Genomic DNA, 20,819 nt, shown 5'->3' on the forward strand with positions numbered 1-20,819 from the left:
AAATCGCTGCGGGTGCAGTGCCGGTCAGGCGGCGAAACTCACCCAGGCCCAGACCATCGCGACATAGGTCAGATTGTGCATGAGCTGATCCAGCCCGGTTGCACGCCAAAAGGCGGCCTGCTCGGGTGACAGCTGTTTCTTGTCCGAATAGCTGGCTTTGGCAAAGTCGATATTGAAATGTACGACCCATTCCAATGCGGCAATGATCAGGATGAAGGACCACGGTGCCCCGAACAGCAGAAAGACGGCAACCGATCCCAGAACATGCACGCCAGCATGTTGCGCGCGGCCCCAGTGGAAATACTGACCACGGCCGGACAACATCTTCGGCGTCTGGAGGTAATAGTCCGCAAACATATGTTTGATCTGCAACAAGCAGATCATCAATAGTACCGCGCCTATGCTGGCAGTCAAATTGGTCCTCCCGATATCGTCCTGATGCGAATCTTAGGGGCTAAACCGTTGCCGCGCAAATGAACTTGTTCACACACGGCGAATATATGATCAAACTGGAAACTGTTTGCGTCACCGGTCAGGATTGCTGTAAATTCGGAGTGTTTGATTTGCGGCACTTTCTTCAGGATCGGGTAGGTGATCCTTAACAGGGGCGGTTTCCATAGAACGTTCGATTTTCCGGTTTATTTGGAAATACTCAAAACGCGATCAGCTGATCCTGCTGGCCGTGACGTCTACGTTGTTTCCGTTGTTGTACCTGACTCTGGAACTGCCCAAGCGCATCATCAACGATGCGATTGGTGCGGCCAGCCCGGTGGTGAATGTCCTAGGCTATGACCTGCCGCAGACCACGTTCCTGATTATCCTGTGCGGGGCGTTTTTGCTGGCTGTGCTGTTTCATGGATTGATGAAGATGCGCATCAACACCATGAAAGGGGTGCTCAGCGAGCGGATGCTGCGCCGGTTTAGGTATCAGCTGATCAACCGCGCCCTCCGCTTCCCCCAGCCCTATTTCGAGCGGGTCAGCCAGGGCGAGATGGTGTCGATGATCACCGCCGAAAGCGAGCCGATGGGCGGTTTGATGGGCGATGCGATCAGTCAGCCGGTGCTGCAGGCCGGTCAGATGATCACGATCCTGTCCTTTCTGTTCCTGCAAAGCGTCTGGTTCGGCCTTGCCGCCGTGGCGCTGATCCCGTTGCAGGCCTGGCTGATCCCCAAGCTGCAGCGGCAAATCAACCTGCTGAACAAGAAACGCATTCAGGAAGTCCGCATTCTGGCGGCGCAGATCGGTGAGAACGCCGCCGGGGCCTCGACCCTACGGGCCAATGGCGGATGGCGCTATCGCCGGGCGATGATATCCGAGCAGTTGGGGCGGCTGTTTGGTATCCGGTTCGAGATCTACCAGAAAAAGTTCTTTATGAAGTTCATCAACAACTTCATCTCGCAGCTGACGCCGTTCATGTTCTATCTGGTCGGCGGTCTGTTGGTGCTGCAGGGTTCGGTTTCGCTGGGGGCGTTGGTGGCGGCGCTGGCGGCGTATAAAGATCTGAGCTCGCCTTGGAAGGAACTGCTGACCTACTACAACCAGACGCAGGACATGTCGCTGCGTTGGGACGTGGTGATCGAGCGCTTTGCCCCACCGGGGATGCCGGATGAAAAGCTGTTCGAGGGCGAGCCCGAAGCCCGGCCTCGCTTGAATGGCGATATCGTTCTGGATCGGGCCTCGGTCCGGGATATGGATGGCAATCAGGTGCTGGATGACCTGAACCTCACCTTTGCGGGCGGCCAAACCATCGGCATCGCCGCCCCAAGCGAGGAAGACAGGCGCGCCGTGGCCGAGCTGCTGACGCGGGAAATCCTGCCCAGCTCGGGCCGGGTTGAGGTTGGCGGCGAAAACTTATCGTCCCTGCATCAGAGCGTCGTGGCCGCGCGTATCGGTTATGCCTCGTCACGTCCGGTCATGTTTCAGGGCACGTTGGGCGACAACGTCATGATGCCGATGCGCCAGCGACCGCTGACGACCCAAAGCGACGATCCAGACTTTGCCGAGACACAGCGCGCGGGCAACAGCGCCGACCCCTACAATGCAGACTGGCTGGACCCGTCCCTGGCCGGATTGGACAGCCCCGCGGCGTTGCGGGACTGGTGGCTGCATCTGATCGACGGGATGGGATCGGGGGCCGCTTTGTTCCAGCGCGGGTCGGATCAGGTTTTCGACGCCGCCGAACATCCGGAACTGGCACAGAAACTGGTCGAGCTGCGCCCTCTGGTGCAGCAGGCGGTGCAAAAGGCCGGGCTCGGGCAACAGGCGCTGGTTTTTGACTGGTGCACGTATAATTCGGCATTACCGGTCGCGGAAAATCTGCTGTTCGCCACCCCGCGGGTTCCGGTCACGCAAGAGCTGCTGGCCCGTCAGACCGTGTTTCTGGGTCAATTGCGCGAGTTGGGATTGGACGAAACGCTGGTCAATCTGACCCGCGACGTGATCGAGATGCTGCGCCAGATCTTTGGCCACGACGGGACCGATCACCCGTTGTTCCGCAAGCTCGGTCTGGAGGCCAAAACCTATGAGGCTGCGCTTGAGCTTGTCGAAAAAACCCGGAACGAGGGCGTGTCGGGGTTGGATGACGAAAAGCTGGCGAACCTTCTGGCGGTGCCGTTTGTGATCTCGGCCGAGCAGATCGGACCTGCCTTCACGGGCGAGCTCAAGAGCCGCATTCTGGAACTGCGCCACAGTCACTCTGAAAAGCTGTTGGAGCGGCTGCAGGATGTCTTTCTGCCGTTGCACAAGGATGCGTTTGCGCCCGGTCTGACGGTCATGGAAAACGCGCTGTTCGGCAAGGTCAGCCAGATCGGCGGCGGTCGCTCGGACGAGGCGCGCAAGTTGATCGTCGATGTGCTGGATGAAAATGGTGCGCGCCCGCTGGTGGTCGAGCTGATCTATGACGTCCCCATCGCCATCGGGGGCCAGAACCTGCCTGCGGTTTTCGCCGAACCGTTAGCCTTTACCCGCGCGACGATCAAGAAGCCGGATATCCTGATCCTGGAAAACGCTCTGGCCAGTTATGACATGGCGACCCAGGTCGCGGTCTATAAAAACCTGCGCGAACTGCTGCCGGATACGACCGTGATCTACCTGAACGACCATTTCGAAAACCCGGATAAATTCGACATTTTTGTCGAAATCCGGCAGGGTCGGGTGGTCTCGGATGAAGGGGATGCCACTGTGGAAGAGGACAGCGCGGCCTCGGCCGATCTGGCGCGCAAACTGCGCGCGTTGGAGCAGACACCGCTGTTTTCCGGTCTCGACCGCAGACAGCTGCGCCTGCTGGCCTTTGGTGCGCGCTGGTATGATGCCCAGGCGGGCGAGGTTGTGTTCCTGAAGGATGACCAGCCCACTGATGGTGCCTATGTGGTGCTTGAGGGCGAGGCTGGGTTGTATCTGCCGCAGATAGAAGGCCCCGATCAGCAGATCACCAAGGTCGGTCCGGGGGCACTGGTGGGCGAACTGGGGCTGATCCGCAAGGAACCCCGCGCGCTCAGCATGATCGCGGAGACCGAGCTGTCCTGTCTGCGCATCGGTGAGGAAGAATTCCTGGCCGTGGTCGAAAACGACGCCGCGACCGCCTTCAAGCTGTTGCAGGTGATCGCGGGCTATGTCTCGAATTAACTGTCCGGTTTGCAGAACAGATCGTAGAGCAGCCCGATTACCTGCGCGGTGTTGCCGTCCTGCAGCGAGTAATAGATCGTCTTGCCATCCCTGCGGGTCGAGACCAGCCGATCCTGTCGCAACCGTGCCAGCATCTGGCTGACGGCGGCCTGACGGATTTGCAACAGGTCTTCAAGTTCACTGACCGACTTTTCACCTTCGCCCAGATGGCACAGGATCATAAGCCGCCCCTCGTGCGCCAGCACCTTGAGAAAAGCCGCCGCCCGCGCGGCGTTTTCCTGCATGTCCGCGAGAGTTTCAGGAGATGCGCTTGTGCTGTCGTCGGCTGTGATGGTCACGCGCGGCCTGTTTTGTTATGGGGTTTGATCTATATGCCCCAATCCGGGTTTGGTTGTCACCCCTCGGTTGCAGGTGCGCCGCCCTGAAAAGCGTTGCCGTTGACATAGTCGCAGGGCTCTTCCTGCATTTGCAGGTGCAGGCCATCGCCGGTGTAGGGGTGCGCGCGGGCGAGGTCTTCGTCCACCTCGATCCCAAGGCCGGGCGCGGTTGGGGCGGTTACAAAGCCTTGGTCCACGCGAATGGTGCCTTTGATCAGGGCGTCGTGGAACGGGGTTTCGATAGTCTCCAGCAGCAGCAGGTTCGGGATCGACGCGGCCAGATGGATATTGGCCGCCCATTCGATTGGCCCGGCATAAAGATGTGGGGCCATCTGTGCGTTGAACACCTCGGCCATGGCCGCGACCTTCTTCATCTCCCAGATGCCACCTGCGCGGCCCAGCGCGGGTTGCAGAATCTCGGCGGCCCCTGCGCGAAGGACGGCGCCGAATTCGGCCTTGGTGGTCATGCGTTCCCCTGTGGCGACGGGGATGCGGACGTTGCGTGCGACGCGGGCCATGTCTGCGATCATGTCGGGCGGGGTGGGTTCTTCGAACCACAGCGGAGAATACGGCTCCAGCGCCTGCCCCAAGCGGATCGCGCCCGCCGTATTGAACTGACCATGCGTGCCGAACAGCAGATCGGCCTTGTCACCCACGGCCTCGCGGATCGCTTTGCAGAACGCAACGGACATCGAGATATCGGACATCGCGGGCATATGCCCGCCGCGGATGGTATAGGGGCCAGCCGGGTCGAATTTGACCGCCGTAAAGCCGCGACGGACCATCGCGGCCGCGCATTCCCCGGCCTGTTCGGGCGACGTCCAGAAATCGGTCAGGTTGTGCTGGGGCAGGGGGTAGAGGTATGTGTAGGCGCGTATACGCTCGTTCATCAGCCCACCCAGCAGAGCATAGACCGGGCGGTTGCGATCCTTTCCCAGAATGTCCCAGCAGGCGATCTCGAGCCCCGAGAACGCGCCCATCACGGTCAGGTCCGGGCGCTGGGTAAAGCCGCTGGAATAGGCGCGGCGGAACATCAGTTCGATATTCTCGGGGTTTTCACCCAGCATGTGCCGTTCAAACACGTCACGGATCACGTGCCGCATCGCCTCGGGGCCGACCGAGGACGCATAGCATTCGCCCCAACCGGTGATCCCGGTATCGGTCGTGAGTTTCACCAATATCCAATACCGCCCACCCCAACCCGGTGCGGGAGGGGCGGTGACGATGATGTCGAGATCCTGCAATTTCATCAGCCGTTACCCCCTGTCGAACAGGATCACGTTGCGCTTGGCCGATCCGGTCTTGGTGTCCTCGATCGCCTCGTTGATCTGGTCCAGAGACCAGCGGCCCGAGATCAACTCGTCCAGCTTCAGCCTCCCCTGTTCATAAAGGTCGATCATCCACGGGATATCGCGTTGAATGACCACATCACCCATTTTCGAGCCGACAAGCCCCTGACCCAGTGCCGCAAGAACAACCGGCTCATAGCTGGACATGTCGCCCGAATGCGGCATCCCGATCATGATCGCCTTGCCGCCCCGACCCAGATAGCGGGGGGCTTGATCATAGGCCGGGATGGCTCCGACGGCGATCAAAACCGCATCCGCGCCGCGTCCGCCCAACGCTTTGAACGCCGCTTTCCACGGTTCCTTGAGGCTGGCCAACACGCCATGGGTCGCGCCGAATTCTTTGGCGATTTCCAGTTTCTCTTCGGTCATGTCGACCGCCACGATCCGCCGCGCACCCGCGAGGCGTGCGCCCTGAATGGCGTTCAGACCAACACCGCCTGCGCCGATTACAACCACATCCTGACCGGGACGGAGTTTGGCGGCATTCACCGCTGCGCCAACCCCGGTGATGACGCCGCAAGAGAGCAGGCTAGCCACGTCTTTCGGCATGGTTTCGGGGATTTTCACGATCTGCCGGTGGCTGACTACAACCTTTTCGGCAAATGCTCCGCAGGCCATTGCCTGATCCAACGGGCTGCCATCTGCCGTACGCAGCGGGCCGTTGACCGAGTTATAGGGGGTTTCACAGATCGTCGGCTGACCGCCTGCGCAGGACGGGCAGGACCCGCAGGCGCGGATAAGGGTGACCACCACCGCATCGCCCACCTGAAACCCGCCGACCGCGTCTCCGGTCGCGGTGATGATCCCGGCGGCCTCGTGTCCGTAAACGGCCGGCAGATGTCCGCCCCACGCGCCGCTGGCATAGGTGATGTCCGAATGGCAGATCGCCACCGCATCCAGCGTCACCTCGACCTCTCCGGTGCCGGGTGGCGCGATCTGGATGTCTTCGATGACCAGGGGCGCGTTGAACGCCCGGCAGACGGCGGCTTTGATGGTTTGCATTCTTGTTCCTCACTCCCTTTTACCCACGGTGGCGCGGGAAAGAGTGTGTCGCAAGATGGAAACCGTCATTCGGGTGTCGCAGTTACGCCGCGACAGGACGCGCCCGCAAAAACAGTGCGAACCCGAAGGCCATCAACAGCATCGCCAACAGGAACGGTGCCCCGGGCAGATAGGGTGCTGCGTCGGCCTGAGCGAACTGCGCGAATACGCTGGTCATCACCAGCGGCGAGATTACCATCGACAGCGCGTTCAGAGAGGTAAGCACCCCCTGCAACTCGCCCTGCTGAGAATCAGGCGTGGCACGGGATGTCAGGGCCTGCAGGGCAGGGGTGACAACCGCCCCCAGCGCTGTGACCGGGATCAACAGCAGGGCAATGAAGCCATTGGTCAGGAAGGCCAGCAGCAGAAAGCTGGCGATCTCGAATCCCATGCCGTAGATGATCGTGACCCGCTCACCTAAGTATCGTGTTGCCGGTCGGATCAAGCCACCCTGAACGGCGGCCATGCCGATCCCGTAGACACCCAGCGACAGGCCGATCATCTGTGGCGACCAGCCGAAACGCTCGGTGGTGAAATAGGCCCAGATCGCGGGGTAGACGTAGATCGACACCGAATACAGGAAATAGACCCACAGCATCGGGCGGATGCCGGGCAGTGAGGCGATAGCCCGCAGCGAATTCACCGGATTGGCGCGGCGCAGGCTGAAGGTCCGGCGGTTTTTGTCGGTCACCGTTTCCGGCATCACCAGCAAGCCGGTCAGAAAGGTCAGAGCTGACAGACCGGCAGCAGCCCAGAAGGGCGCGCGGGTGCCGTATTCGCTCAGCAGCCCTCCGATTACCGGGCCCAGCACGAAACCAACGCCGAAGGCCGCGCCCAGCAGGCCGAAATTCGCGGCCTTTTCATGCGGCTTCGACACATCCGCCATGAACGCGGCGGCCGTGGCGTGGGTGGCGGCGGTGATGCCGCCGACGATACGCCCCGCCAGCAACAGCCAGATGCTGCCTGCGATCGCCATCACCACGTAATCCAGCGACATCACGAACAGCGACACCAACAGAACCGCGCGTCGCCCATAAGCGTCGGACAGGTTCCCCAGAACCGGCCCGAACAGGAATTGCATCGCGGCGAATGCAGTGCTGAGGATACCTCCCCAGATCGCCGCATCGGCCAGGGTACCCCCCTGAACCTCGACAATCAGGTCGGGCATGATCGGTAACACCAGACCGATGCCCATGGCGTCGATCATGACTGTACCGAGAACAAAGAGAAATGGCAGACGCATGGCACCCAATCGCGAGTTTTAACCGGACCCTATCACGGTTCGTTCACCTGTGAAGTGTCCGTTACGCCTGGTCAGACCGCTGGCAGCTTTTGTTCCAGATCGTCCAGAATTTCCGCCAGATAGCGGGGGTGCGAGAAAAACGGGGAATGAGAGCTGTCGATTGTCGCGCGCAGCTCTTCGGGCGCAACGTGGCTCATCTCTTCTTCATACTCCGTTGGGATCGTGTGGTCGTCCGTGGCGCGGATATAGGCCTTGGGGACGCGCGCGAAATTGTCGGACAACGGCAGAGGGGTTTCCTGCGGCGCAATCGCCTGCGGGCACAGGCGCGCAAAGGCAAAGGGCAAGATCTCTGACGCGCAATCGTGGTAGAGCAGGTCGTGCACCTTGTCTGGCCTGACCGTGTAGGACAGGCCATCGGTGGATTTTTCGACCGCATCGACGATCAGTTGCCGGGGCGCGCGCCTGCGCATCTCAACCATCGACAGACCGTCCTGCGGAACGTAGGCGCACAGGTAAATCAGCGCGCGCATGGCCTTGGGGTTGGCCTCGGCGGCTGCGCTGATCGGATAACCGCCCCAGGAATGGCCGACCACAATCGTCTGCGGGGTCGAGGTCGACAGCACCACATCCCGGCAGCCATCCAGCGTGACATCGGAAATCGGCGTCGGGTCCGAGCCGTGACTGGGCAGATCAATGGCGCGCGCCGAATGGCCCAGAGCCTCAAGAGCGGGGATCAGATCACGCCAGCACCAGGCGCCATGACAGGACCCATGGACCAACAGAAAATCTGCCATTGTCACGCTCCTTCATATATGTCCGATTTCGGTCAGAAAATCCCGCAGCAGGGCCGCGTATTCCGCTGGTTGTTCGACGCAGGGCAGATGACCGGCCCGGCGCATAAGTTCGAATTTCGAGCCAGGGATCAGGTCAATCGTTTCGCGCACCAGATCCGGCGGGGTCGAGCCATCCTCGCTGCCGGCGATCCCCAGCGTGGGCAGGCGCAGGCCACTGGTGGGGGTGTAGAAATCCGTGCCCGAAATTGCAGCGCAACAGCCCAGATATCCGTCCACCGGCTGCCGCACCATCATGTTGCGCCACAGCAGGTGATCGGGCGAGGCGCGGAATTTCTTCGAAAACCACCGCTCCATCGTTGCATCGGCCAAGGCCTCGATCCCACCCTGACGCACCGCATCCATCCGATCCTGCCAGATCGAGGGGATGCCGATCTTGGCCGCCGTGTTCGACAGCACCAGCGCGCGGACCTGATCCATGCGCTTTACCGCCAGACCCTGCGCAATCAGCCCGCCGACGGACAGGCCGACAAATACACAATCCCGGACGTTCAGGTGATCCAGCAGGCCCTCGGCATCGCGGACCAGCGCACCCATGGAGTAGGGGCCAGGGGGCTGCGACGACAACCCGTGCCCGCGTTTGTCATAGCGGATGATCCGAAGACCGGCTGGCAGATGAGGCAGAACGGCGTCCCAAAGGCGCAGATCCGTACCCAGTGAGTTGGCAAAAACAATCGGTGCACCATCCGGATCGCCATCGACCCGATAGTGCAACTGTACTTCGCCAATAGTTGCGATTTGCATGACACAATCCCCGTCGTCATACGTTAAGTCGTAACAGTGACCCAATCATTGATCCATGTCAGGTCAGGAATTCCAGTGCTTTTCCAAGTACTTCTGGGTCCGTGTTGCCCCCCGAGGCCACAACGATCACGACATCACCCTCGATTTCATCACGGCGAAACAGGGCCGAGGCCAGCGACACCGCGCCGCCCGGTTCCAACACCAGTTTCAGCCGCAGGAAGGCCTGCGCCATCGCCCCCATCGCTTCTTCTTCGGTGACCGACAGGCCCGGCCCGCACAGGCGGTTCAGGATCGGAAAGGTGATCTGCCCCGGCTGCGGCGTCAGGATCGCGTCGCAGATATTCCCCGAAGCGGCGTCGTTGCTTTGAATTTGGCCCGTGGCGAGCGACCGTTTGACATCGTCGAACCCTTCCGGCTCGCACGGGCGGGCACGCAGGCCGGGTGCATGAGCTTCCAGCGCCAGAGCGATCCCCGAGGTCAGCCCGCCGCCACCGCAGCAGACCAGCACATCGGCCTGTTCTACACCCATCTCGGCGGCTTGTCGGGCAATCTCCAGCCCGGTGGTGCCCTGACCGGCAATTACCTGCGGTTCGTCATAGGGGCGGATCAGGGTCAGCCCGCGCTCAGTGGCCAGCGCCTCGCCAATCTCTTCGCGGCTTTCGTTGGCGCGGTCGTACAGAACCACTTCGCCCCCTAGCGCGCGGGTATTGTTGATCTTCAGCTGCGGCGCATCCGAGGGCATGATGATCACCGAGGAAATCCCGTGCCGCGCGGCCGCATAGGCCACGCCCTGCGCATGGTTGCCCGAGGAAAAGGCGATCACGCCGCGTTGCCGATCCGCCTCGTCCAAAGCCGAGATTGCGGACCAGGCGCCGCGAAACTTGAAGCTGCCGGTATGTTGCAGGCATTCCGGTTTTACCAGCACTCGACGCCCCGCCAATTCGTCCAAAAACGGCGAGGTCAGAAGCGGTGTTTCCCGGACGTGGCCTTTCAGCCGCTCGGCGGCGGCCTCGATCATTTGCAGCGTGCTCATGCGGCGTCCAATACCTTGCGGATAAGGTCCAGCGATTGCGGTTCATCCAGAAACGGAACGTGCCCGCGATCCGGAACCTCTACAGACATAAGACCGGGGTGGCGTTTGTGCATTTCGATCAGCGTATCCTTGCCCAGCACGTCCGAGTTTGCGCCCCGAATGACGCCGGTCGGGATATCGCGCAGCGCCTCGAAGAACATCCACATATCCGGAATGGCGCCAGCGGCGGCCTGATCCAGCAAAGCCTTGCGCAAGGCGGGATCATAGCGCAGGGCCAGCCCGTCTGCGGTCTGCTCATATTGAAATTCGGCCTGCTGCCGCCACCGGCTGAGGGGGACGCCGGGGAACTGCGGCTTCATCACTTGCTGCAGGCTTTGCGCGGCTTCGTCATAGGTCTTCGCAACCGGCTGCCGACCGACATAATCCATGATCTTGGCCATGCCCGAGGTCTCGATCACCGGACCCACATCCGTCAACACCACGGCGGACAGGCGTTCGGGGTGGCTGGCGGCCAAGGCCATCGCGATCAGGCCCCCGCGCGAGGTGCCCAGAACGGTCACGCGATCCAGCCCCAGATGATCCAGCAGCTCGATCGCGTCGTGGGATTCGCGCAGGACGTTGTAGTTCATGAAATCCGGGTCAAAATCCGATTGCCCACGCCCCCGGTAGTCCATCGCGATCATCCGCAGATCGGTGATGTGTGGCGCGAGGAACGAGAAATCCCGGCTGTTGCGGGTCAGCCCGGCCAGACACAGCACCGGAGTTCCTGAACCGGTATCGGTGTAATAGAGGCGCCTGTCGTCGGAAGTAGTGAAGAAAGTCATTAAAATCCAGTCAGTTGAGGGATCGTCGTCAGGTCGGACAGTACATGTGCTGGTGTCCATGGCAAGCGGTCCATCGGCTCGTTTGCGCGGTTGACCCATGCGGTCACAAAGCCATAGCCGCTGGCCCCTGCGGCATCCCAGCCATTCGAGCTGACAAACAACACCTCATCACGGGTGCCGCCAAAGCGGTTTTGCACCAGATCATAGACGCTGGAATGCGGTTTGAAGACGCCAACACTTTCGACCGACAGAACATCGTCCAGAACGTTGCCAATTCCAGCCGATTTTACCGCACCATCCAGCATGGGTAGCGATCCGTTGGACAGGATCGCGGTGTTCAGCCCTCTGGCTTTCAGATCGGCCAGCATTTTGGGGACCTCGGGGTAAGCTTGTAACTCCCAATACAGGTCCAGCAGGCGCTGGCGCAGGGCCGGGTCGCCGTTCAGCCCGGTGGCCTCAAGCGCCCAGTCCAGCCCGTCTTGGGTCACATCCCAGAAATCGGCATGGGCGTCGGTGATCGCGCGCAGCCAGGTGTATTGCAGCTGCTTCAGCCGCCAGTGATTGGCCAGTTCAGGCCATTTCTGCTGCAATTCCTCAAACCCGGGCTCGGCGGCGGCCTGCCGTGCGGCGGCGGCGACGTCGAACAGCGTGCCATAGGCGTCAAAAACGCATGTGGTGATTGGCATCGGTGCCCCTCCCTCAATCGGGCGCAGGTTGGCATAAGAGTCGCAGGCGCAAAAGGGGGGAGGGTTTACAATGCCGTGTCACTCCCTAGGTTTGATCGCTTAAATCCTTAACGGCCGGAGGCCACCTATGACCGAGATCAAACAAGGCGACACCGTTCGCATCCATTACAAAGGTACGCTGTTGGACGGCAACGTGTTCGACAGTTCCGAAGGACGCGATCCGCTGGAGTTCGTGGTCGGGTCAGGCCAGATCATTCCCGGTCTGGATACGGCCATCCCCGGTCTGACCGTGGGTGAGAAAAAGCGGGTCGAGATTGCCTGCGTCGACGCCTATGGTCCGATCAACCCTGCCGCACGCCAGCAGATTCCGCGCGAGGGCATCCCGGACGATATCCCGCTGGACCCCGGCACCCAGTTGCAGATGCAGACGCCGGACGGGCAGGCGGTGCCGGTAACGGTGGTCGAGGCTGATGAAGCGACCGTCACGCTGGACGCAAATCACCCGCTGGCCGGTCAGGACCTGATTTTTGACATCGAAGTCGTTTCCGTCAACTGACCGCAGAAGGCCAGCGCGTTGGATCAGCCTGAAATCAGGCTGGTCCAGGATGTAAAGGCCGCGCGCACATCTGCCTGTGTAAAGAACACAAACAGCATCAGCAGCATGGTAAGGGCCAGCAACGCGATCCGACCGCGCTGCCCCAGAAACCCCTGTTTGCGTCGGGACGTTCGAGTGGTGTTCGAGAGGATTTGTTCTGCTTTGCTCATGCCGCTATCCGTGCCCGCGAAAGATGGTGAAATCTTGGCGCGGGCAGGGAAAGATCGGGTCACATGTGATCGGGCTGCGGCATGCCCAGAACATGGAAGCCGCCATCGACGCGAATGATCTCGCCCGAGGTGCAGGCACCGGCATCAGAAGCCAGATAAACGGCAGTGCCGCCAACAGCCTCGAGTGTGGCGTTTGAACGCATCGGCGCGTTCTGATCGCAGAACTTATAGGTCTTGCGCGCACCACCGATGGCCGCGCCCGCCAGCGTTTTCATCGGACCGGGTGAGACGGCGTTGACGCGGATGCCTTCGGGGCCAAGATCGTTGGCCAGATAGCGCGTCGCCGATTCCAGCGCGGCCTTGGCCACGCCCATGACGTTGTAGTTTGGCACAACCCGGTTCGAACCCTGATAGGTCAGCGTCAGCAGCGAACCGCCATTGTCCTTCATCAGCGGATAGGCACGGCGCGCAACCTCGATAAAGGAATAGGCCGAGACATCCATCGAGTGCTTGAAGTTCGCCCGCGTGGTGTTCAGGAAACGGCCGGTCAGTTCGGACTTGTCCGAATAGGCAATTGCGTGCACCACGAAATCAATCGTCGGCCAGCGTGCGCCCAACTCGTTGAACGCGCGGTCCAGCGATGCGTCATCGGTGACATCCGCATCCACCATGAAATCGCTGCCCAGGCTCTGAGCCAGCGGTTCCAGCCGTTTGCCGAACGCTTCACCCTGATAGGTGAACGCCAGTTCCGCACCAGCCTCGTGCATCGCCTTGGCAATGCCCCAAGCAATCGAGCGGTCATTCGCCACCCCCATGATCAGGCCGCGTTTGCCCTTGAGAAGTTCCGACATCATGTTCACCCGTTATATTTTGACAGAACCATGGACCCGTTTGTGCCGCCAAAGCCGAAGCTGTTGGTCATGACACTGTCCAGACCTGCGTTTTCAACCACTTGAGTTGCAATTTCACCGGGCAGGATGCCTTCGGCAAGCGTGTCGACGTTGATCGACGGAGTAATAAAGTCATTGTCCAGCATCAGCAGGCAGAAGATCGCCTCCAGCGCGCCAGCAGCGCCCTGCGCATGGCCGGTCATCGACTTGGTCGATGAAATCGGCGGCACGTTGCCTTCGCCAAAGATGCGGCGGACGGCTTCGACCTCACCCACGTCGCCGACCGGGGTCGAGGTGCCATGAGCGTTGATATAGCCGACCTTGCGGCCTTCGGGCAGGCTTTCCAGCGCCAGACGCATCGCGCGCTCGCCGCCTTCGCCGGACGGAGCCACCATGTCGTGGCCATCCGAGGTGGCCGCGAAACCAGTGACCTCGGCATAGATTTTGGCACCGCGGGCCAGCGCGTGGTCCAGATCTTCGAGCACGACGATGCCGCCGCCGCCCGAGATCACGAACCCGTCGCGGTCTTCGTCGAACGCGCGCGAGGCTTTCTCGGGGGCGTCGTTGTACTTGGACGACATCGCACCCATCGCGTCGAACAGGCAGGACAGGGTCCAGTCCAGCTCCTCGCCGCCACCGGCAAACATGATGTCCTGCTTGCCCATCATGATCTGTTCCGCCGCGTTGCCGATGCAGTGCAGCGAGGTCGAACAGGCCGAGGTGATCGAGTAGTTGATGCCCTTGATCTTGAACGCGGTCGCAAGGTTCGCGGAAATCGTCGAGCACATGCATTTCGGCACGGCAAACGGTCCGATCCGCTTGGTGGCACCGGTTTTCAGCACCGTCTGATGCGCCGTCAGCATGGCGCTGGTCGACGGGCCGCCCGAACCGGCCACCAGACCGGCGCGCGGGTTCTGAACCAGATCTTCGGTCAGACCGGAATCGGCGATCGCCTGGCTCATGGCAATATGGGCATAGGCAGCACCCGGCCCCATAAAGCGCAGGGTGCGCTTGTCCACATGCTCGGACACGTCAATCTTCAGCGATCCGGCGATCTGGCTGCGAAAGCCGTGTTCGACCATCTGTTCATTGGCCTCGATGCCGGACTTGCCGGCCTTCAGCGAGGTCAGAACCTCTTCGGCATTGTTCCCGATGGAGGAGACAACCCCCAGACCGGTGACAACTACTCGACGCATGTGCGTGCTCCTTATTTCAGGCCGGTCCGGCTTAGGCTTCGGACAGAACGACTTTCATGTCTTTGACGTCGTAAATCAATTCGCCGTCGGCTTCGACGATACCATCCGCCACACCCATGGTCAGGCGGCGGGTCTGAATCGCCTTTTTGAAATCGATTTTGTAGGTCAGCATCTTGCGGTCCGGGCGCACCATGCCGGTCAGCTTGACCTCACCCACACCCACGGCCATGCCGCGCCCCTGCCAGCCGCGCCAGCCCAGGTTGAAGCCGGTCAGCTGCCACAGGCCGTCCAGACCCAGACAGCCGGGCATGATCGGATTGCCGGGGAAATGGCAGTCAAAGAACCACAGGTCCGGAGTGATATCAAACTCAGCCAGAATATGACCTTTTCCATGCGCGCCACCATCGGCCGAAATGTCGGTGATGCGGTCCATCATCAGCATCGGCGGAGCAGGCAACTGCGCATTACCGGGGCCGAATAATTCGCCTCGGGCGCATTTCAGCAGATCGTCCTTGTCAAAGCTGCTCGGGAATTGGGCCATTCTGCCGCCTCTCCTGCCAGGGGTCCGTTTATCTAATCTGGCCTCACCTAGCACCCGTATGCAAGGTCCTGCAAGAGCGGTCGCCCACATCATGTTGTGTTCAGGACATTCTTTGCGAATGAATTTCATTTGAAATTACCTGACCTGAGCACTTATATATAGGGCAGCAACAAACGGGTTTCGGATTCATGACACCTCATAGCCAGAGCAGAGCCACGAATTGGTTGGTTGACGCGGGATTGCGTCCGACACGTCAGCGCATGGCTTTGGCCGAGCTTCTGGTCGGCGACGGCCGCCACCGCCACGTCACGGCGGAAAGCCTGTTTGAATCGGCGAAAAAGAACGGCGATGCCGTGTCCCTTGCAACGGTCTACAACACGCTGCGCGCGTTTTGCGAGGCCGGTGTTTTGCAGGAAATCACGGTGGATGGGTCGAAAAGCTATTTCGACACCAATACCCATGATCACCCCCATTTCTACTGGGAAGACGAAAGCCGCCTGAGCGATGCGCCCTCGGATCAGTTGGTGATTCAGCGTCTGCCCGAAGCGCCGGAAGGGGTTGAAATCGCCTCGGTCGATGTCGTGATCCGCCTGCGAAAAAAATAGATCTACGGTTTCAGATCGGACAAGGCGCGCTCGGCGTTTGCAATCTGCGCGTCGGTGGGGCCTGTGCCATGTCGTGCCAGCACTACGGGCTCTGCCGCGAAAGGGTCCGATACAGGTAGGCTGAACAGGGCCATCCCGTCATAACTGATTTCGGTTGGCGGATTGGCATAACTGATCGCAACCCCTTCACCATGCGCTGCCAGGCTGCGCTGAATCTCCAGCGAGGCTGCGCGATGGGCCACCGCTGGGCTTTCTCCGATCCGTCGAAACAGCCCAAGTACATGCTGTGCGGACAGACCTTCCTCGGACAGGATCAGCGGGTGTGCAGCGAGATCCTGTAGGGAAACCTGACTGTTTGTGGCCAAGGGGTGATCCGGCGACAAAAGCGCACGCGGAGAGCTGGCGAACAAAGTGTGCCGGGTGAACGTCGCGTCCATGCTCAGCCCATAGGTCAGCGCCAGGTCGGTCCGCCCGTCGATCAGACCGGAAATCAAACCCTCGAAACTGTCCACCCTGTAAGACACCGCCACATCCGGCATCGCGGCGCGCAACTGCCGCAGGGCACGGGCCAGCAGAAACGGGGCCAGATCGACGAAGCACCCCAACCGCAGCCGCGCCTTGCCCGTGCTGTTTTCGGCGGCGTTTTCCAGACGGGCGGCGCTGGCAAGCAGCGCCTCGGCTTCTTCAATGAAGCTGCGCCCTTGCGGGGTCAAAGCCATCGCCGCGCCACGCCTGCGGGCGAAAAGGGGGTGGCCCAGTTGCTGTTCGACCCGGGTCAGTGCGTTGGACAACGCCGGTTGCGAGACATTCAGGTGCTGCGCGGCGGCGGACAGGCTGCCATGCTGTCCAATGGCGCAGACATATTCGTATTGGCGCAGTGAGATATATAACATGAGGTTAAGTGTATCTTTGAAAGATATGACTTGAACAGGGGGTGCTCCCATGAGCAGATCACAGAACCCAAAGGCACGGAGACAAACATGACGCACCCTCTGGTCACGCAAAAGATGATCGACACCTATCAGCAGGACGGTGTTGTCCTGATCAAAGGGCTGTTTGCCGACCACGTCGAGACCCTGCGCGACGGCGTTGCCGCCAATATGGCTGAGCCTGGGCCCTACGCGTCGGACAACAAGAAGCAAGGCGAAACCGGCCTGTTCTTTGACGATTACTGCAACTGGTCGCGGATTGATCAGTTCCGGGAGGTGATCGAAAACTCTCCGGCGGCCGAGGTTGCGGCGGACCTGATGCAATCGCAGACCGTGCAGATGTTCCACGACCACGTACTGGTCAAGGAGCCGGGCACTTCAATGGCGACCCCGTGGCATCAGGACGGTCCATATTATTTTGTCGAAGGGCAGCAGACGATCAGCTTCTGGTCGCCGCTGGACCCGGTGAAACAGGCGACGCTGCGCTGCGTGGCGGGCTCGCACCGGTGGGAGAAAGAGGTTCTGCCAACCCGCTGGGTCTCGGAAGAGGGCTTTTTTGCCGACGAAGGCCAGTACATCCCCGTCCCAGACCCCGATGCCGAGGGCATGAAGGTTGTGGAATTCGAGATGGAGCCGGGTGACGCGGTTGCCTTTAACTATCGCACGCTGCATGGCGCGCGTGGCAATCAATCCGACAGCCGCCGCAGGGCGTTCTCGCTGCGTCTGGTGGGCGATGATGCGCGCTATGTGGAACGTCCGGGCCGGACATCCCCGCCGTTTCCAGGCCACGACATGAACCCCGGCCAGCGCCTGCGCGAGGATTGGTTCCCGGTGTTGCTACGGCGCTAGGGTCAGAACCACTGACCCGATTCGATCAGCCCGAGATCGAGTAATTGACCAGAGGTCCACTGAAACGGAACCGAGTTGCGCCAACAAAAGCTCGGGATGTCGAAGGTGGACCCGGCATTGCTTTTCAATGCTTTGGCGGCGCGGAATGAGCATACGGCAGCCGTCATGTTGTGATGCCAAGGGCAGGAATAGGTGTTGTATTCCGGCTGGTTGAAGGTGTGATCGGGGCGCAGTTCCAACCCCTTGCGGGATTTGAATAACGCGATCCTGTCGATGCGGCGGCGTTCGTATGGAATGTGATCCTCGAACCGCCAGCGCAGGCCGCCGGACATGTCCAACTGACGCTCGACCGGATGACCTTCGGCGTCGTGACGGGTGTGGGCATAATAGCCGGTGCTGTCCAGCATCGCGCGGTCCGGGGCGACTCCGTTCGGAAAGGCGTCCAGGTCGTCGGCATAAAGGTCGACCACGTGGCTCAGCATCGCGTCGCGGCGTTCCTCGGCGTGGAAGGCCAGCAGTTCGCCGATCGTGCGGGTCTCGCAAAACGGAAAGAACAGGTATTCGGCATTATAGCAGTAATACATCCAGTGGCCGGGGGCGGCCTGGATGATTCTGTTGATGGTGTCGAAGACAACCGCGCTGGGCACGCAGGTCAGGGTGACGCGGTGGATGCGTTCGGCAAGCTCGGGGTCCAGAGCAAAGTCCTGCGGCATGAAGGCCACCACGGATTTGAACCCCAGATGCAGATGATGCCGGATGGTGCTGTCGATCTCGACCAGGTCCTCGGCAAAGATCAGGGCGACCGGGCCTTTGGCCAGCGCCGATTTGCCTGAGTTCAGGAAAACGTCGAGTGAGTCGTATTGCATTGCCTGTCCGGTTCCACTTTGCTGGAATCTTCGGCCAAAATCGGGTATCCGCCCCGGCATTGCAAGCGGCGTTCGTAAGGTATAGATGACGCCGATCCCGCGAACGCAAAGGCCATATCCATGTCAGAACCCAAAAAGCTGTACATCAAAACCTATGGTTGCCAGATGAACGTCTATGACAGCGAACGCATGTCCGAGACGCTGGGCGGGCAGGGCTATGTCGAAACCCAAAGCCCCGACGACGCGGATATGATTCTGCTGAACACCTGCCACATCCGGGAAAAGGCCGCCGAAAAGGTCTATTCCGAGCTGGGTCGGTTCAAGGGGCTGAAGGCCGAAAAGCCCGATCTGAAGATCGGCGTGGCGGGATGCGTGGCTCAGGCCGAGGGCGAAGAGATCATGCGCCGTCAGCCTCTGGTCGATCTGGTGGTGGGACCGCAAAGCTATCACCGTCTGCCCGAGATGGAAGCCAGGACCCGCGAGGGCCAAAAGGCGCTGGACACGGATTTCCCCGAGGAAGACAAGTTCGAAAAGCTCAAGAACCGCCCCAAGGCCAAGCGCGGCCCGACGGCGTTTCTGACCGTGCAAGAGGGCTGTGACAAGTTCTGCGCCTTCTGCGTGGTGCCCTATACGCGTGGGGCCGAGGTCAGCCGCCCGGCGGATCGCATCATTCGTGAGGCGCACGATCTGGTCGAACGCGGCGTGCGCGAGATCACTCTGCTGGGGCAGAACGTCAACGCCTATCATGGCGCTGGCGCCAACGGAGATATGACACTTGCCGGTCTGATCTGGGAGTTGAACAAGGTCGACGGGTTGGAGCGCATCCGCTTTACCACCTCGCATCCCAATGACATGGCGGACGACCTGATCGAGGCGCACGGGACCTGTGAAAAGCTGATGCCGTACCTTCACCTGCCGGTGCAGTCGGGCTCGGACCGTATCCTCAAGCGGATGAACCGCAGCCATACCGCCGAAAGCTACCTGCGTCTGGTCGAGCGTATCCGAGCGGCGCGGCCCGATATCATGATGTCGGGTGACTTCATCGTCGGATTCCCAGAGGAAACCGAAGAGGATTTCCAGGCGACCATGGATTTGGTTGAGCAGGTCAAATACGGCTACGCCTATTCCTTCAAATACTCGACCCGCCCCGGAACACCGGCGGCCGAGCGGCCGCAGGTCGATCCGCAGGCGGCGGATGACCGTTTGCAGCGCCTGCAGGCCCTGATCACCCAGCATCAGCGGGAAATTCAGGACGCAATGGTGGGGCGAAAAGTCAGCGTTCTGTTCGAAAAATCCGGTCGCCTGCCAGGGCAAATGGTCGGAAAATCCGAGTATCTGCATTCGGTTCACGTGTCCGAGGCCGATGTTGCTGTCGGTGAGCTGAGAGACGTTCGGATCACCGGTTCGGGGGCAAACTCTCTGGCGGGGACATTGATCTAACCTGTTCGGCTGGTGCTGTCAGAAAGCCATAGTCGGCACTTGTTTCAAAATTTAACCCTTGATTCACGACCAAGAACTATGTTCCGAGAAAGGCCAGATTTTTTCAGGGTATAGCGCGCCGCGCTCCTGAAAATCCAGTTCTGTGCCGGTCCGCCTAACGGGTTGGGACGATGGAGGTTACGAGTGGAAATTCGAACACGCTTCTTTGGGCTAGGCCGCCGGGTTGTTTTTTCGTCGGCGCTGGTGCTTTCGCTTCTTTCCAGCGCAACTGTTGCGGGCAATCTGGAGCAGGGTGTGACGGACCCTCCGGTCGTCAGCCCGAAACGTTTCGGCAGCGATGTAAGCGCCTTTTATCTGGGTCTGAGCGGCGGTTACGCAACAAGCGGGACGGACCGATTCGGTCTGACGACCCCGGGCGGTACCTTCGGGGTCGGAGAATTGGACCTGAAAGGCAACTACGGTGGTGTCCGAGGCGGCTGGCGCGGTGTTCTGCCCGCTTTCGGCGGGCGCGACTATGTCTACGGGTTCGAACTTGGGTATGATTTTGGCACGCTTGACGACGACGTCATGACGAATGTTGGCAGCACCGCAATCACCGGTTCCTCCGAGGTCTCGGACATCTTGTCGGTTCGGTTCCGCAACGGTCTGACCAATAAAAGCGGCACGGTATTGTACTTTGTTACGGTCGGATACGTGCAAGGGGATGTCACGACCGGCAGCAGCCTGACTTCCGGGGCCACGACGCAACTTTTTGAAGACAGTGACACCAGGAACGGGTTTTCGGCCAGTATCGGTGCAGAACACAGCCTGAGCGAGAACTGGTCGATCACGGGCGAGTATGAATATGTGCAGTTCGACTCGCGCCGGGTTGAGTTCAGCAATGGGTTCTCGACAAAATCCACACCGCGCTATCGTGGTCTGAGATTTGGATTGAACTACACGTATTGACCCCTGTTGAGGCGGCC

22 protein-coding genes are annotated in these 20,819 nt (G+C 60.6%); 6 read left to right on the forward strand and 16 right to left on the reverse strand.

All coding sequences use genetic code 11. The features are described from left to right. Nucleotides 1–24: 24 nt before the first annotated feature. On the reverse strand, nucleotides 25–384 hold the full coding sequence (locus ACOQFT_RS02355) for a DUF3307 domain-containing protein (RefSeq protein WP_421596557.1): 360 nt from the start codon (nucleotides 382–384) through the stop codon (nucleotides 25–27). Nucleotides 385–628: 244 nt separating this feature from the next. Here ACOQFT_RS02355 and ACOQFT_RS02360 point away from each other — a divergent pair, with 244 nt between their 5' ends. Beyond that, nucleotides 629–3,625, forward strand: a complete 2,997-nt coding sequence (locus ACOQFT_RS02360; RefSeq protein WP_421596558.1) for an ABC transporter transmembrane domain-containing protein — start codon at nucleotides 629–631, stop codon at nucleotides 3,623–3,625. On the opposite strand, the gene ACOQFT_RS02365 is transcribed toward ACOQFT_RS02360, so the two are convergent. The 9 genes from ACOQFT_RS02365 to ACOQFT_RS02405 all read right to left on the reverse strand — a co-directional run bounded on the left by ACOQFT_RS02365 (nucleotide 3,622) and on the right by ACOQFT_RS02405 (nucleotide 11,773). Then, the gene (locus ACOQFT_RS02365) at nucleotides 3,622–3,909 is read right to left on the reverse strand and encodes an ArsR/SmtB family transcription factor (RefSeq protein ID WP_421596559.1); all 288 of its coding nucleotides are present in this window, start codon (nucleotides 3,907–3,909) and stop codon (nucleotides 3,622–3,624) included. The genes ACOQFT_RS02360 and ACOQFT_RS02365 overlap by 4 nt on opposite strands. A gap of 110 nt (nucleotides 3,910–4,019) precedes the next feature. Beyond that, a complete protein-coding gene (locus tag ACOQFT_RS02370; RefSeq protein ID WP_421596462.1) occupies nucleotides 4,020–5,252 on the reverse strand; it encodes a mandelate racemase/muconate lactonizing enzyme family protein in 1,233 nt (410 codons plus the stop codon). A 6-nt stretch (nucleotides 5,253–5,258) separates the two neighbouring features. After that, complete coding sequence (locus ACOQFT_RS02375) at nucleotides 5,259–6,353, reverse strand: Zn-dependent alcohol dehydrogenase (RefSeq protein WP_421596463.1); 1,095 nt, start codon at nucleotides 6,351–6,353, stop codon at nucleotides 5,259–5,261. Between the two features lie 82 nt (nucleotides 6,354–6,435). Continuing rightward, on the reverse strand, nucleotides 6,436–7,635 hold the full coding sequence (locus tag ACOQFT_RS02380) for a TCR/Tet family MFS transporter (protein ID WP_421596464.1): 1,200 nt from the start codon (nucleotides 7,633–7,635) through the stop codon (nucleotides 6,436–6,438). A gap of 71 nt (nucleotides 7,636–7,706) precedes the next feature. Next, on the reverse strand, nucleotides 7,707–8,429 hold the full coding sequence (locus tag ACOQFT_RS02385) for an alpha/beta fold hydrolase (RefSeq protein ID WP_421596465.1): 723 nt from the start codon (nucleotides 8,427–8,429) through the stop codon (nucleotides 7,707–7,709). A gap of 12 nt (nucleotides 8,430–8,441) precedes the next feature. After that, nucleotides 8,442–9,230, reverse strand: a complete 789-nt coding sequence (pcaD, locus tag ACOQFT_RS02390; protein WP_421596466.1) for a 3-oxoadipate enol-lactonase — start codon at nucleotides 9,228–9,230, stop codon at nucleotides 8,442–8,444. A gap of 58 nt (nucleotides 9,231–9,288) precedes the next feature. Then, nucleotides 9,289–10,263 (reverse strand): threonine ammonia-lyase, encoded by a 975-nt coding sequence (locus ACOQFT_RS02395; RefSeq protein WP_421596467.1) that lies wholly within the window; start codon nucleotides 10,261–10,263, stop codon nucleotides 9,289–9,291. Continuing rightward, nucleotides 10,260–11,087, reverse strand: coding sequence for an alpha/beta fold hydrolase (locus tag ACOQFT_RS02400; protein ID WP_421596468.1), 828 nt, complete (start codon nucleotides 11,085–11,087; stop codon nucleotides 10,260–10,262). The genes ACOQFT_RS02395 and ACOQFT_RS02400 overlap by 4 nt, the downstream gene beginning before the upstream one ends. After that, a complete protein-coding gene (locus tag ACOQFT_RS02405) occupies nucleotides 11,087–11,773 on the reverse strand; it encodes a haloacid dehalogenase type II (protein ID WP_421596469.1) in 687 nt (228 codons plus the stop codon). The genes ACOQFT_RS02400 and ACOQFT_RS02405 overlap by 1 nt, the downstream gene beginning before the upstream one ends. Before the next feature lie 127 nt (nucleotides 11,774–11,900). Here ACOQFT_RS02405 and ACOQFT_RS02410 point away from each other — a divergent pair, with 127 nt between their 5' ends. Next, nucleotides 11,901–12,329: an FKBP-type peptidyl-prolyl cis-trans isomerase gene (locus ACOQFT_RS02410; RefSeq protein ID WP_421596470.1), complete on the forward strand. Its 429-nt coding sequence runs from the start codon at nucleotides 11,901–11,903 to the stop codon at nucleotides 12,327–12,329. Nucleotides 12,330–12,352: 23 nt separating this feature from the next. Here ACOQFT_RS02410 and ACOQFT_RS02415 read toward each other — a convergent pair whose 3' ends face one another. The 4 genes from ACOQFT_RS02415 to fabA are packed head-to-tail and all read right to left on the reverse strand — an operon-like array spanning nucleotide 12,353 to nucleotide 15,165. Continuing rightward, nucleotides 12,353–12,538 (reverse strand): hypothetical protein, encoded by a 186-nt coding sequence (locus ACOQFT_RS02415; protein WP_421596471.1) that lies wholly within the window; start codon nucleotides 12,536–12,538, stop codon nucleotides 12,353–12,355. A gap of 59 nt (nucleotides 12,539–12,597) precedes the next feature. Further along, complete coding sequence (locus tag ACOQFT_RS02420) at nucleotides 12,598–13,389, reverse strand: enoyl-ACP reductase FabI (RefSeq protein WP_421596472.1); 792 nt, start codon at nucleotides 13,387–13,389, stop codon at nucleotides 12,598–12,600. Nucleotides 13,390–13,394: 5 nt separating this feature from the next. After that, the gene (fabB, locus tag ACOQFT_RS02425; RefSeq protein ID WP_421596473.1) at nucleotides 13,395–14,624 is read right to left on the reverse strand and encodes a beta-ketoacyl-ACP synthase I; all 1,230 of its coding nucleotides are present in this window, start codon (nucleotides 14,622–14,624) and stop codon (nucleotides 13,395–13,397) included. Nucleotides 14,625–14,655: 31 nt separating this feature from the next. Beyond that, on the reverse strand, nucleotides 14,656–15,165 hold the full coding sequence (fabA, locus tag ACOQFT_RS02430; RefSeq protein ID WP_421596474.1) for a bifunctional 3-hydroxydecanoyl-ACP dehydratase/trans-2-decenoyl-ACP isomerase: 510 nt from the start codon (nucleotides 15,163–15,165) through the stop codon (nucleotides 14,656–14,658). Nucleotides 15,166–15,353: 188 nt separating this feature from the next. Here fabA and irrA point away from each other — a divergent pair, with 188 nt between their 5' ends. Then, the gene (gene irrA, locus ACOQFT_RS02435) at nucleotides 15,354–15,770 is read left to right on the forward strand and encodes an iron response transcriptional regulator IrrA (protein WP_421596475.1); all 417 of its coding nucleotides are present in this window, start codon (nucleotides 15,354–15,356) and stop codon (nucleotides 15,768–15,770) included. A 2-nt stretch (nucleotides 15,771–15,772) separates the two neighbouring features. Here irrA and ACOQFT_RS02440 read toward each other — a convergent pair whose 3' ends face one another. Then, nucleotides 15,773–16,663: a LysR family transcriptional regulator gene (locus ACOQFT_RS02440; protein ID WP_421596476.1), complete on the reverse strand. Its 891-nt coding sequence runs from the start codon at nucleotides 16,661–16,663 to the stop codon at nucleotides 15,773–15,775. Nucleotides 16,664–16,750: 87 nt separating this feature from the next. Here ACOQFT_RS02440 and ACOQFT_RS02445 point away from each other — a divergent pair, with 87 nt between their 5' ends. Beyond that, nucleotides 16,751–17,548: a phytanoyl-CoA dioxygenase family protein gene (locus ACOQFT_RS02445; protein WP_421596477.1), complete on the forward strand. Its 798-nt coding sequence runs from the start codon at nucleotides 16,751–16,753 to the stop codon at nucleotides 17,546–17,548. A gap of 2 nt (nucleotides 17,549–17,550) precedes the next feature. Here the strand turns inward: ACOQFT_RS02445 and ACOQFT_RS02450 are convergent, their stop codons facing one another. Beyond that, nucleotides 17,551–18,414: a hypothetical protein gene (locus tag ACOQFT_RS02450; protein ID WP_421596478.1), complete on the reverse strand. Its 864-nt coding sequence runs from the start codon at nucleotides 18,412–18,414 to the stop codon at nucleotides 17,551–17,553. Between the two features lie 120 nt (nucleotides 18,415–18,534). On the opposite strand from ACOQFT_RS02450, the gene miaB reads away from it, so the two are divergent. Continuing rightward, entirely contained in the window at nucleotides 18,535–19,854 is a 1,320-nt protein-coding gene (miaB, locus tag ACOQFT_RS02455) for a tRNA (N6-isopentenyl adenosine(37)-C2)-methylthiotransferase MiaB (RefSeq protein WP_421596479.1), read from the forward strand. Nucleotides 19,855–20,037: 183 nt separating this feature from the next. Next, nucleotides 20,038–20,802, forward strand: coding sequence for an outer membrane protein (locus tag ACOQFT_RS02460; RefSeq protein ID WP_421596480.1), 765 nt, complete (start codon nucleotides 20,038–20,040; stop codon nucleotides 20,800–20,802). The last annotated feature ends 17 nt before the right edge of the window (nucleotides 20,803–20,819 follow it).

This window comes from Ruegeria sp. MALMAid1280 (genome assembly GCF_049195285.1).
GTDB lineage: Bacteria > Pseudomonadota > Alphaproteobacteria > Rhodobacterales > Rhodobacteraceae > Ruegeria.